8 protein-coding genes are annotated in these 12,100 nt (G+C 70.7%); 5 read left to right on the forward strand and 3 right to left on the reverse strand.

Translation table 11 applies throughout. From position 1 onward, the window contains the following. Nucleotides 1-68 precede the first annotated feature (68 nt). Nucleotides 69-1,547 carry a hypothetical protein gene (locus Q7W29_07770; protein ID MDO9171712.1) on the forward strand — a complete coding sequence of 493 codons (1,479 nt, stop codon included), beginning with the start codon at nucleotides 69-71 and terminating at the stop codon, nucleotides 1,545-1,547. A 43-nt stretch (nucleotides 1,548-1,590) separates the two neighbouring features. Here the strand turns inward: Q7W29_07770 and yedF are convergent, their stop codons facing one another. Together yedF and Q7W29_07780 are read right to left on the reverse strand one after the other, a co-directional pair. Next, nucleotides 1,591-1,932 (reverse strand): sulfurtransferase-like selenium metabolism protein YedF, encoded by a 342-nt coding sequence (gene yedF, locus Q7W29_07775; GenBank protein ID MDO9171713.1) that lies wholly within the window; start codon nucleotides 1,930-1,932, stop codon nucleotides 1,591-1,593. 26 nt (nucleotides 1,933-1,958) lie between these two features. Continuing rightward, a complete protein-coding gene (locus Q7W29_07780) occupies nucleotides 1,959-4,337 on the reverse strand; it encodes a M6 family metalloprotease domain-containing protein (GenBank protein ID MDO9171714.1) in 2,379 nt (792 codons plus the stop codon). Between the two features lie 257 nt (nucleotides 4,338-4,594). On the opposite strand from Q7W29_07780, the gene Q7W29_07785 reads away from it, so the two are divergent. Genes Q7W29_07785 through Q7W29_07795 form a run of 3 tightly spaced genes read left to right on the forward strand, consistent with a single transcriptional unit; the run spans nucleotide 4,595 to nucleotide 8,091 of the window. Next, nucleotides 4,595-4,972 carry a c-type cytochrome gene (locus Q7W29_07785; protein MDO9171715.1) on the forward strand — a complete coding sequence of 126 codons (378 nt, stop codon included), beginning with the start codon at nucleotides 4,595-4,597 and terminating at the stop codon, nucleotides 4,970-4,972. Between the two features lie 28 nt (nucleotides 4,973-5,000). Then, on the forward strand, nucleotides 5,001-6,659 hold the full coding sequence (locus Q7W29_07790) for a DUF3373 family protein (GenBank protein ID MDO9171716.1): 1,659 nt from the start codon (nucleotides 5,001-5,003) through the stop codon (nucleotides 6,657-6,659). A gap of 37 nt (nucleotides 6,660-6,696) precedes the next feature. Next, entirely contained in the window at nucleotides 6,697-8,091 is a 1,395-nt protein-coding gene (locus Q7W29_07795) for a hypothetical protein (protein ID MDO9171717.1), read from the forward strand. Nucleotides 8,092-8,173: 82 nt separating this feature from the next. Here Q7W29_07795 and Q7W29_07800 read toward each other — a convergent pair whose 3' ends face one another. After that, nucleotides 8,174-10,888: a pitrilysin family protein gene (locus tag Q7W29_07800; GenBank protein ID MDO9171718.1), complete on the reverse strand. Its 2,715-nt coding sequence runs from the start codon at nucleotides 10,886-10,888 to the stop codon at nucleotides 8,174-8,176. A gap of 181 nt (nucleotides 10,889-11,069) precedes the next feature. On the opposite strand from Q7W29_07800, the gene Q7W29_07805 reads away from it, so the two are divergent. Beyond that, nucleotides 11,070-12,014 carry a MerR family transcriptional regulator gene (locus Q7W29_07805; protein ID MDO9171719.1) on the forward strand — a complete coding sequence of 315 codons (945 nt, stop codon included), beginning with the start codon at nucleotides 11,070-11,072 and terminating at the stop codon, nucleotides 12,012-12,014. The last annotated feature ends 86 nt before the right edge of the window (nucleotides 12,015-12,100 follow it).

A 12,100-nucleotide genomic window follows, 5' to 3' on the forward strand; every position in this document is an offset into this window, starting at 1 on the left:
GCCGCCGCGACGGCCGGTTCCGGCTTCCACGTGGGTTGGAGCCTGCGGTGGTGACGAAAGGACGGATGATGACCGCTCGCCTGCCGCTGTTCGCCCTGCTGGCCGCGATCGGCCTGGCCCTGGGCTGCACCCAGGTCCCCGAGGCGCCGGACTACGACAACCCCCTGGACCCGCACGGGACGGGCGGCGATCCCTTCGGCGTCACGGCGTTCTACCTGTCCGGCGGCGTGATGGTGACCTGGACGGCCCTCGACCAGACCGGCGTGGCGGGCTACGACATCCTGCGCGCCGGCGGCGTGGACGGACCCTACAACGTCGTCGCCTCGGTCGTGCACCCGACGGCGCAGTACATCGACCGCGACTTCGCGCCGAACCTGCCCAACTACTACAAGGTCCGCGCCACCGACGCGTCGGGCAACGGCACGAACATCTCCTTCGTGACGGCCGCCCGCGTCGCAGCCCCGCCTCGCCTGACGATCGCCGACACCACCGTGTCCGCCACGCGCCACCTCGAACTGTCGCTCGAGGTCGCCATGGGCGACAGCGCCGCCGTCGACTCCCTGAGCAGCTTCGCCACCGCCGTCACCGCCGTCTTCGACGAGGAGGGCGCGGCCACGCTGCCCTGGGACCTCGGCGCCGCCCGGGCCTCCGGCGTCTGGAAGCGCATCTACGTGCGCGTCTACACGGCCGGCTTCGCCGGGACCGTCTACCTCGATTCGATCAAGGTCCGCTTCGCCCCCGACCTGAAGCTCGAGGGCAACCCGGCCACCCTCGCCGATCGCACCCCGGAACTGCGGGTCATCGGCGACGGCGTGACCATGATGCGCTTCGCCCCGGACCGCGCCTCGCTGGCGGCGGCGACGTGGCTGCCCGGCGCCCACACGCACGGCGACCACCAGCTGGGCGAACAGCTCGACGCGCAGATGGTCTTCGGCGAGTTCGCCTGCGACTTCGGCTTCACGGTGATCGACAGCGTCGCGGCGATCCCCGACGACCTGCAGCCCCTGACGCTCGTGGTCAACGGGGGCGCGGCGGCCACCAGCGCCCTGCTGGTCCCGCTGTCGGCCGTCGCGGCGGCGACCCACATGCGCTTCGCCGAGACGCTCCCCGAACTGGGCGTCGCGTCCTGGCGGCCCTACGCCGCGCAGACGACCTTCGCCCACAGCGCCTGCGCCGGCGACCCGGCCAAGACCGTCTGGGCCCAGTACCGCAACGACTGGGTCGCCGCCGACCCCGTGAGCGGCGGCTTCCAGTGGCTGCCGCCCGAGGCGCTGGGCGTGACGATCGCCGCGCCGGACACCGTGACCAGTGGCGAGGCCGCGACGATCGCCGGCACGGCCGTCGCCGGCACCTGCGGCGCGCCGTTGGATCTGGTCGAGGTGGATGCGGGGACGGGATGGCTGGCGGCGAGCGGGCTCGCGACGTGGACGTTCGCCTGGACCGCGCCCGCCGTCGACGACACCATGACGGTCACCGTCTCGGCGCGGGTGTCCGCGGGCGCCGACACGGCGACGGACGCGCACGACATCGTCGTGCTGCCGGAGTAGTCCAGAGTCGTCCGGAGTAGTCCGGAGCAGGCCGCGGGGACCGCTAGAGGCGGATCACCCGCGCGGCCGCGTTCTGCACGCCGAGGATCTCGACCATGTTCGAGACCCGGCCGACAGCGAGCTTCTCCCTCAGTTCGAACCAGTCGAGGCAGGTGCCGCAGCAGAGCAGCTCTGCGCCGGCGTCCCGCAGCACGCGCAGCTCGGGCAGGCACCCCGACCCCTCGCAGCACAGCTTCACGCCGGCGTTCATGAACAGCAGGTGGGACGGCGGGCCGCCCGCGGCCTGCGGCAGGCTGCGCAGCGCGGACAGCAGCAGCGCCTCGCCCAGCTCGTCGTCGCCGCGGCCCAGGCTCTCGCCGGCGATCAGGATCACGCTCCCGGACATGGACGCTCCCCGGTTCGGCGCGCAGGCTACTTCAGCAACGCCAGTTTCTCCACGCGCGACACCTCGTCGACCGAGTACCGCGCGAAATACACGCCGCTGGGCAGGACGCGCCCGGCGTCGTCGCACCCGTCCCACGCGGACTCGTGCCAACCCGCCGCGCTCTGCGTCTCCAGATCGCGCACCCGGCGCCCCCGCTGGTCGAAGACGGCGAGGCCGACCTCGCGGGCGCCGTTCGGCACGCAGTACTTCAGCACGGTCGCGGGGTTGAACGGGTTCGGCGAGGCCGGCAGCAGGCGCGCGACGAGGCCGGCGTCCGGCGTCTCCTCGGAACTGGTCGCGAACTCGCCGTCGAGGATCACCTCGTCCACCCACCAGCCGAAGCCGCAGAAGTTGCCGTCCTCGGCGGACCAGCCGCCGTCGGTGTCCAGCCGCAGCCGCAGGTCCAGCACCGCGAAGCCGTAGTCGTTGTCGCAGGCGCCGATCAGCGCCGACGGGATCTCCCAGGTGTCGGTGACGCAGGAGCTCGAGCCGGTCAGGGCGGCGATCTCCACCCAGGGTGCGGCGGGGTCGCCGGCGCAGCGGCCCTCGATGAAGGCGAAATCGTAGTCGGGCTCGATGTCGTAGCGGTGCCGCAGGGTGATCGCGGCCCCCGCCGAGACGCCCACCGTCGTCCAGGTGAAATCGAACCAGTCGTTGCCGTAGCCGGGGTTGCATTCGAACTCGGGATCGACGGTGCCGAACCAGAGCCCGCCGTCACCCGAGCAGGAGCCGGACAGACCCGCGTCGTGGTGGACGTAGCTGCGGCAGAACAGCCAGCCGTCGGTGCCGGTCTCGAAATTCCAGGCCAGCGACTTGTCGGCGGCGACCCGGGGCGCCCGCTTCGCGCCCAGCACGAAGTCGAGCGTCACGTCCTGGCCGGAAAGCGCGATGTTCTCCAGGGCGATGCCGGTCGGGTCGCAGACGTTGTCGGTCGCCGGGGGGATCGTGTCGTCGGCGAACCGGTCGCGGTCGCGCGCGCCGCTCCAGTCCGTCGTGTCGGCGCTGACCGCCGACCAGCCCGGCCAGGCGTCGCCGTTGTCGCCGCGGTTGTACGCGTCCAGCTGCAGCTGCAGCGCGACGTCGCGCGGGCCGTCCAGGTGCTCGATCCAGTCGCCGGGAGCGCTCGACCAGGGGCTGGCCTCGACCACGTCCACCAGGCGGCGCTTCTCGTCGCTGTTGCCGGTGGCCGCTTCGTCGACGTGGTAGACGACCAGGCCGGCGGCCTGGGGCAGCCCGGCGTCCACCTGCCGCCGGGTGAGCGCGGCGTCGAAACCCAGGGGCTGGCGGTTCTCGACCAGGAAGTACTCGTCCCCGGTCGCGACGCCGCCGCGGAAGATGCGGTAGGCCGCCGGGTAGGTCTCCGCCGGCGGGACCGTGACGCCCGGCAGGTCGGCGACGACCGCGACGGGGGTGATCCAGCCCAGCTGGGCCTTGCACCAAGCGGTCAGGTGCGAGGGGCTGCTGCCCGCCGCGTCGCCGGGGCGACGCCCCCAGGAGCCGCTGCCCATCAGGCACCACTCGCCGACGCCGCTGCTGCTGTAGTCGGTGTCGTAGAGATCGGGCAGTCCCAGCACGTGCCCGTACTCGTGGGCGAACACGCCCATGGTGATCTGCGAGCCGTCCGCCAGCTCTTCCGGCTCCACGGAGTAGCGCTTCAGCGCCACGCCGTCGGCCGTCGCCAGGGGCGTGCTGAAGGACCAGGAGTGCGACCAGATGTCGACGCTGTCGCCGGTCTGCTCGCGCCCGGGTCCGGCGTGCACGAAGAAGAGGGCGTCGACGAGGCCGTCGTCGTCGTAGGAGTGCGGCACGCCGTCGGGGCCGTCGTTGTCGTAGAGGGAGTAGTCGATGACCGGGTCGAGCTGGGTCAGCACCGCCGCGATCATCGACCGCACCTCGACGTAGCTGGCGGGGTCGAAGTTCGCGTACGGCGCCGACGCCGTGTGCCAGCCGGAGACCAGGCCCTGCACCTGGAAGAGGCCGTGGCTGTTCTCGAGGTAGAAGTCGTTCAGGCTGCCGGTGGGGTGGGTGCCGGCGCTGAACATCATCTCCTGGTAGGCCGCGGTTGGGTGGGCCGTCGCGTCGGCGGGGTGGTCGCTCCACCCCACGAGCACGACCAGGCAGGCGCCGGAGCCGGTCGTCGCGACGCCGAGGCCCGACTTGCGCGCGTCGCGGGACTCCCGGTACAACTCGGCTTCCGGCAGGCCGGAACCGGCCGCGCGGGCGGTCGCCGCGGTCCCAAGGCGGGCCAGCAGGTCGGGATCCGCGGCCACGGGCCGGGGATGGGCCGAGCCGCTCGCCGGCGGGGCGGCCAAGGCAAGGAACGGCAAACAGGCCAAGGCCCACAGCGTGGCCAGGCGCACCCTCATCGGAGCCTCCTTGCACCAGGAACGGCCGGACCGGCCGAATCCGCTAGATACTCTCATGATAAGGTCATTCCTCCCCGTCCGTCACCCCCTGTTCGGATCCCGGCCGGGGGACGCATATTCCTATCAAAGATATATGAATTGCGAAATTTATTGACTTTGAAACCGCTCTCTTCGTAACTGGGGTGTTGGAAATATCACATCGAGGGGCGTTCCGACGCTCTTCGCGCCCGCCCCTTCACCGCGCGAAGGAGACCAACATGCGCAAGTTCCTGACCGTGCCGGGACTTCTGTACCCGGCGCTGCTGCCGTTGGCGCTGCTGCTCGCCGCGACGGCCGTCGCCGGCGACGAGGGCGGCGGCGAGAAGCTCGACGGCAAGAAGCTCTTCAAGGAGCGCTGCAAGACCTGCCACGGCGCCGACGCCCCGGCCGGCGAGTACACGCCCATGTTCCTGATCCAGGAGCAGTGGACGAAGTTCTTCGCCGAGGACTACGCCGCCACGCACAAGGGCCTGACGGTGTCCGCGACGGACACCACCAAGGTCCTCGACGCCATCACCCCGGAGATGCTCGAAGCCATCCGCGCCTTCTGCCACGAAGGCGCCGCCGACTCCGAGCACCCCATGACCTGCGGCTAGACCGCACCAACCCGGAGGGGAACCTGCGATGAAGAAGCTCCTGACCCTGACCGCGCTGGCCTGCGTCGCCCTGGCGGGCGTCGCCGCCGCCGCGGACGAGGACGTGGCCGCCCTCGAGAAGCGGATCAAGGAACTCGAGCGGCGCCTGCGCCCGCTCGAGGTCCGCGCCGCCACCGACCGCGTCGACTTCAGCGGCGACCTGCGCTTCGAGCTGCACGACATCGACGCCGAGGTGGCCGCCTACTACGACGGCATGGAGTTCCAGAAGAACTTCGTGAACACGATGTTCTACATGAACCCCGGCTTCGCCAACCCGATGCCGACCTCGGTCGGCGTCATCGACGCCTTCGCCGCCAACCCGAACAACTACGGCGCGTACCACTCGTTCCTCGACAACCTGCAGTTCTCCGACCTGCAGGCTGCCTATGAGCAGTTCAAGTCGGACCCCGCCATGTTCCAGCAGATCATGGGCCTGCTGATGCAGGACCCCGACGTGCCGGTGGGGAGCTACGACTGGAAGAACGACATCTTCTACACGACGCGCCTGCGCCTGAACATGCAGGCCAAGATGGGCGACGACGTCAGCTTCGCCGGCCGCCTGTCGATGTACAAGCCCTGGGGCGACAGCTCCGGCGTCCAGGTCTTCAACGGCGCCGCCACGAGCATGAACATCGACGGCGCCACGACGCGCGTCCCCAACAGCGACCTGCTGCGCGTCGAGCGGGCCTACTTCAACTGGAACAACATCGCCGACACGTCCCTCTACCTGAGCGTCGGCCGGCGCCCGAGCACCGGCGGCCCGCCGCTGCACCTGCGCGACGACGAGCTGCGCGCCGGCACGCCGCTGGGCACCCTGATCGACTTCCAGTTCGACGGCATCACCGCCGGCTACAGCCTGAACGACCACTCGCACCTGCGCCTCTGCTACGGCCTGGGCTACGAGTCGGGCTTCGGCAGCGCCGAGAACCTGAAGTCGCCCGCCGACCGCATGAAGGACGTGCACTTCCTGGGCGTGAACTGGGACCTCTACGACAAGGACGACACCTTCGTGCAGGGCACCGTGGCCCGCGCCTTCGACGTGACCGACGGCTTCAACGGCCTGGTCGTGATGCCCGTGAACCCGCTGACCGGCATGTCCGTGCCCGCGGGGATCGTCATGCGCTACAGCCCGTCGGCCAACCTGGGCGACATCGACCTGGCCAGCCTGATGGCGATGCGGCAGTGGCGGGGCTTCGACTTCTTCGCCAGCTACAGCTACATGAAGTCGCGCCCCGACGCGGTGACCACGCCCTTCGGCGGCCTGTTCTGCGACCCGTTCGACGTGCCGCAGGAGCAGGACGGCACCATGTTCTACGCCGGCGCCCGCTACGGCTTCGCCGACGAGAAGACCAAGGTCGGCGTCGAGTTCAACCAGGGCAGCCAGTACTGGTTCAACTTCTCCCAGGGCGCCGACGACGTCTTCGCGCCCAAGACCGCGACCCGCGGCGAGGTGTGGGAGCTCTACGTCACCCACCGCATCACGCCGAAGTTCGTCGCCAAGCTGAACTTCATGGACTACCAGTACGACTACAGCGGCTCCGGCTGGCACCTGGGCGCGCCGAAGGACCTGGACCAGCAGCAGATGCTGGGCTTCCCGTCCTACAAGAACGCCACGAAGCTGGCCCTGAGCATGACGGCCCGCTTCTAGCGGGCTCGGGGCGGTTGTGATGAACACGGGAGGCGCGATGAAGCACGCGATCATCCTCCTGGCGGTCCTGGCGGTCGCCGGCCCCTCGCGGGCCGGCGACGCGCCGGTCTCGACGCACCAGGAGTACTTCGAGCACTACGAGGGCACCGCCACCTGCCTGGGGTGCCACCAGGAGGAGGCCGAGTCCTTCTTCCACTCCCAGCACTACCAGTGGCGCGGCGAGACGCCGGGCCTCGTCAACGGCGAGGGCCGGCGGCTCGGCAAGCTGAACACCATGAACGACTTCTGCACCAGCCCCGGCGCCAACTGGATCGGCAACGTCACCAACAGCGACGGCGCGGTGCTGGCCCAGGGCTGCTCGAAGTGCCACGCCGGCCTGGGCCGGCGCCCGGAGCCGGTGATGAGCCGCGAGCAGCTCGAGAACATCGATTGCCTGATCTGCCACGCCTCGGGCTACCGGCGCGACCTGTACCAGGACGCGGCCGGCGAGCCCGTCTGGAAGCCCATCCTCTGGCGCAACCAGCCCGGCCTCGACTCGGTGGCCAAGCGGATCTCCCTGCCCAAGCGCGAGATGTGCCTGCGCTGCCACGCCGGCGCCGGCGGCGGCCAGAACTACAAGCGCGGCGACATCGAGTACGCGCTGGCGACTTGCGACCGCGACTACGACGTGCACATGGGTTCGGACGGCCAGGACATGGCCTGCACCGGATGCCACACCGGCGCCGACCACCGCGTGCGCGGCCGCGGCGCCGACCTCTCCGGCACCGACGTCCCCGGCCCGCGGCTCACCTGCGCCGAGTGCCACGACGAGGCGCCGCACGCCGAACCGGTCCTGGACGCCCACGTCCGCCGCGTCGCCTGCGAGACCTGCCACATCCCCACCTTCGCCCGCACAGACGCGACGGACATGAACCGCGACTGGTCGACACCCCAGCGGCACGAGGAGGCGAACAAGTACTCCGCGACGATCACGCTGGAGAAGGACGTCGTGCCCGCCTACGCCTGGTGGAACGGCAAGTCCCGCCTGCAGCCCCTCGGCGAGCCGGTCCACGTCGAGAAGGACGGCACGGTGGGGATCATGCTGCCGCAGGGCTCGCGCAAGGAGCGCGACGCCAGGATCTACCCCTTCAAGCTGCACCGCGGCCGCCTGCCGGTGCTGTCCGACGAGCGCTGGCTCGTGCCCATCGCGGTCGAGGAGTTCTTCGCCGACGGCGACATCGACAAGGCCGTGCGCGAGGGCGGACACGAGGCCTACGGGCGCGAGGACGCCGACTACGAATGGGTCGACGTGAAGCGCTACATGGGCATCTACCACGGCGTGCGCCCCGTCGAGCACGCCCTGCAGTGCCTGGACTGCCACGGCGAGGGGGGGCGCCTGGACTGGGCCGCCCTGGGCTACGGCGAGGATCCGGTGCGCAAGCGCCTGAAGTAGCGCGGCCGGAAACCGGCGACGAAAAGAACGGCGCCCCGTCCGCAAGGACGGGGCGCCGCCGTGCATGGGCGCGGATCAGGGGTCAGTCGGCGTCCGCGTCCACCACTTCGATGTCGCCCAGGCCCAGCTCGCGCAGCCCCGGCTCGATCACCGCGCGATCGCCCACGATCACCAGCTTCATCGCCTCGGGGTCGATGTGCTCGCGGGCCATGCGCGCGGCTTCGTCGGCGTCGACCGCCTCCACGCGCGCGCGGTAGGTCGTCCAGTCGTCCAGCGGCAGGCCGTACAGCACCAGCTCGCCCAGCTGGCCGGCGATCCCCTGGATCGTCTGGAACCGCTGGGGGAAGGACTTGATCAGCTGGTTCTTGCCGGCCGCCAGCTCGGCGCCGGTGAGGGGGCGCTCGCCGCGCACCTCGCGCAACTCCTTCAGCAGCTCGGCCACCGACTCCTTGGTGTACTGCGTCTGGACCGGAGCGTTGGCCAGGAACAGGCCCCCGCCGGCCATGGTCATGCTCGTGCTGCGCGCGCCGTAGGTGTACCCCTTGTCCTCGCGCAGGTTCATGTTGATGCGCGACATGAACTGGCCGCCCAGCGGCGTGTTGAGCACGTTCAGGGCCAGCACGTCGGGGTCGCGGCGCGCCAGGCCGGGCTGCCCGAGCAGGATCACGCTCTGCTGGGCGCCGGGGCGGTCCACGAGGCAGATGCGCGCGCCGGTACGCGGGCGGGCGGGCGGCACGACCACGGCGGGCGCCGGCCGCGGCTCCCAGCCGCGCAGCGCGCGGGTGACGGCGGCGACGGCCTCGTCCAGCGTGATGTCGCCCACGACCACCACGGCCGCGTTGTCGGGCCGGTAGTACGTCTCGTGGATGCGCACGAGATCCTCGCGCGTGATCGCCGTCACCGACGCCTTGGTGCCCGTGCCGCTGAACGGCTGCGCGTAGGGGTGGCCCTCGCCGAACATCAGCTTCTGGAAGACCGTGTAGGCGGTCTGCTCGGGCTCGACCGACTCCTGGCGGATGCGGCCGAGGTACTGGCTGCGGATGCGCTCCAGCTCGGTCGCCGGAAACGAGGGGCGCATCACGACCTCGCCCAGCAGCGACAGGCCGGCGTCGAGGTTCCGCTTCAGGACGCCGAGGCTGACGTAGGAGCCGTCGAAGCTGCTGGAGGAGCCCAGCTGGGCGCCGAGGTCGCGGGCGAGGTCCGAGATGGCCAGCGCGGCGGGGTCGTGCGTGCCCACGTCCAGCATGTCGGCGGCCATCGCCGCCGCGCCCGGCCGGCCGGCCGGGTCCGCGGCCCAGCCGCAGCGCACCACGAGGTTGACCTGCACCAGCGGCAGCTCGTGCTTCTCTACGAGGTAGAGCTTCAGTCCGTCCGGCAGGTCGGCCGTGAGGATCGGCGGCGGCGCGAAGGCGCGCTCGCGGCCCGGCCCGGGCATCGCGTCGCGCTCGACCACGAGGTCGGTCGCCGCGGGCTTGCCGCGCGGCACGACGTGCAGCACGGCGCGCCGCGCGGGGTCCAGGTACCGGTGGGCGGCGGCCGTCACGCCCGCGGGCGTGGCGGCGCGGTAGCGGCCGAGGTCCTGCGACAGGAAGCCGGGATTGCCGGTGCGCACGTTGTAGCCGTTGAGCAGGTCGGCGCGGCCGCCGAAGCCGCCCACGCTCTCCAGGCGGCGGATGAACCTCACTTCGAAGCCGGTCAGGGCGCGGGCGAGCTCGTCCCGCGCGACGCCCTTGTCGAACAGGCGCCGCAGCTCCGCGTCGACGGCCTGCTCCAGTTGCGCGATCTCGACGCCCGGCTTGGCCGTGACCTCGACCTGGAAAACGCTGCCGATCTCGCGGGAACCCTGCCACGCCGAGACGTCCTGGGCGATCTGCTGCTCGTAGACCAGCGCCTGGTAGAGGCGCGACGTCTTGCCGCCGGTCAGGACCGACGCCAGCAGGCCCAGTTCGGCGTCGCCGGGCGCGTACAGCGCCGGCGTGTGCCAGGCCATCAGGAGCCGCGGCAGCTCGACGTCGTCCTCGGCCGTCGCGCGCCGCTCGCCCTCCAGCACGGGCAGCCACTGCCGGATGCGCTGCACGGGCCGCCCCGGCGGGATCGTGCCGAAGTACTTGGCGATGAGCGCCTTCGCCTCGGCCGGGTCGAAGTCGCCGGCCACGCACAGGCTGGCGTTGTTCGGCGTGTAGTAGAGCGCGAAGAAGTCCGCGACGTCCTGCTTCGTGGCCGCGGACAGGTCGTCCATGCTGCCGATGACGGTGTGGCTGTAGGGGTGCTCGGGGGGGAACAGCAGCTTCGTCATCATCTCGTCGGCCACGGCGTAGGGCTCGTTCTCGCCCTCGCGCTTCTCGTTCTGGACGACGCCCTTCTGGTTGGCGAGGCGGTCCTCGGTCATCGCCGGCACCAGGAAGCCCATGCGGTCGGACTCGAGCCACAGGGCCAGCTCCAGCTGCTCACTCGGCACGTTCTCCCAGTAGTTGGTGCGGTCCACGTTGGTCGAGCCGTTCACCTGGCCGCCCACGCGCTGCAGCGGCGCGAAGTAGTCGTCGTCGTGGTGCTGCGACCCCTGGAACATCATGTGCTCGAACAGGTGCGCGAAGCCGGTCCGGCCGGTCTTCTCGTTCTTCGAGCCCACGTGGTACCAGACGTTGACCGCCACCGAGGGGATCGTGTGGTCCTCGTGCAGGATCACCTCGAGCCCGTTCTCCAGGACGTACTTCTCGAAGGGGATCTCGGGCAGGTCCGCGGCGGCCGCGAACGCGGCGCTCGCGAGGACCAGCAACAGGGGCGTGAGACGGCGCATCGCGACAACTCCTCGCATCTCAGGTGAAGGCGGGCATGTCCTTACGGAATATCGCTCACCCGGTTGCATCCGTCAGCCAGGCATTTGTCGACATGGGCTGGACAGAATCAAGACAAGCGGCCATCTTGACCCCGGCAGGGTCACGACGAAACGAAACCAGAGTCCAGTTCCAGGGGGCGCCATGACCACCGAAAACGGCCGGCAGGGGCCGGAAACCCCGCGCCACTCCATCGCCGTGGTCTCGCGGCGCACCGGGGTCAACCAGCTCCTGCTGCGCGCGTGGGAGCGGCGCTACGGGGTGATCGTGCCGGGCCGGACCGCGACCGGGCGCCGCCTGTATACCGACGCCGACATCGAGAAGCTGCTGCTGCTGCGCCAGCTGACCGACGCCGACCACCGCATCGGCGACGTGGCGCACCTCCCGATCCCCGAACTGCGGGCCCTAGCCGCCGTCGCTCCGGAACCGTCGCCGCGGCAGACGACGGGTCCCGCCGCCGTGGACAGTGCCGGCGACCTGCTCGACCGGGCGATCGACGCCGTCCGGGCCCTGGACCACGCCGCGCTCGAGCGCCTGCTCGAGCACGCCGCGGTGGCGATGAGCAAGCCGGCCCTGCGCCGCGACCTGATCGTGCCGCTCATGGTGCGCATCGGCGAGCTCTGGCGCTGCGGCGACCTGCGCGTGGCCCAGGAACACATGGCCTCGGCCATCGTGCGCAGCTTCCTGACCACGATGAACGCCCGATACCCGATCCCGGCCGGCGCCCCCACCCTGATCGTCGCCACGCCCGTCGGCCAGTGGCACGAACTGGGCGCCCTGATGGCCGCCTCGCACGCCCTGGAGGCCGGCTGGGACGTGCTCTATCTCGGTGCCAGCCTGCCGGCCGAGGAGATCGCCGCCGCCGCCGCCAGCCGTCGGGCGCGCGCCGTCCTGCTGAGCCTTGTCTACCCCGCGGCCGATCCGACCGTCGACGCAGAGCTTCGCCAACTGCGACGGCTCCTGGAACCTGGCGCGGTCCTGCTGGTGAGCGGGCGGGCCGCGGCCAGCCACGGCCCGCTCCTCGCGGAACTGGGAGCGCGAATGATCCGGGATCCGGAGTCCTTCGATCACGCCCTCAACACGCTGTAATAAAATCATTTAAGAAATTCATGGCCGCTAGGGGGAGCCTGCTCCCCCATCCCCACCCCCCTTTGTTTATGTTTGTATATAAAATG

The organism is bacterium, from assembly GCA_030654305.1.
Classification (GTDB): Bacteria; Krumholzibacteriota; Krumholzibacteriia; order LZORAL124-64-63; family LZORAL124-64-63; genus PNOJ01.

Coding starts and splice junctions, on each gene's coding strand:
- Q7W29_07805 (MDO9171719.1), top strand. CDS start 11,070: ATGACCACCGAAAACGGCCGGCAGGGGCCGGAAACCCCGCGCCACTCC.
- Q7W29_07770 (MDO9171712.1), top strand. CDS start 69: ATGACCGCTCGCCTGCCGCTGTTCGCCCTGCTGGCCGCGATCGGCCTG.
- Q7W29_07795 (MDO9171717.1), top strand. CDS start 6,697: ATGAAGCACGCGATCATCCTCCTGGCGGTCCTGGCGGTCGCCGGCCCC.
- Q7W29_07785 (MDO9171715.1), top strand. CDS start 4,595: ATGCGCAAGTTCCTGACCGTGCCGGGACTTCTGTACCCGGCGCTGCTG.
- Q7W29_07780 (MDO9171714.1), bottom strand. CDS start 4,337: ATGAGGGTGCGCCTGGCCACGCTGTGGGCCTTGGCCTGTTTGCCGTTC.
- yedF (MDO9171713.1), bottom strand. CDS start 1,932: ATGTCCGGGAGCGTGATCCTGATCGCCGGCGAGAGCCTGGGCCGCGGC.
- Q7W29_07790 (MDO9171716.1), top strand. CDS start 5,001: ATGAAGAAGCTCCTGACCCTGACCGCGCTGGCCTGCGTCGCCCTGGCG.
- Q7W29_07800 (MDO9171718.1), bottom strand. CDS start 10,888: ATGCGCCGTCTCACGCCCCTGTTGCTGGTCCTCGCGAGCGCCGCGTTC.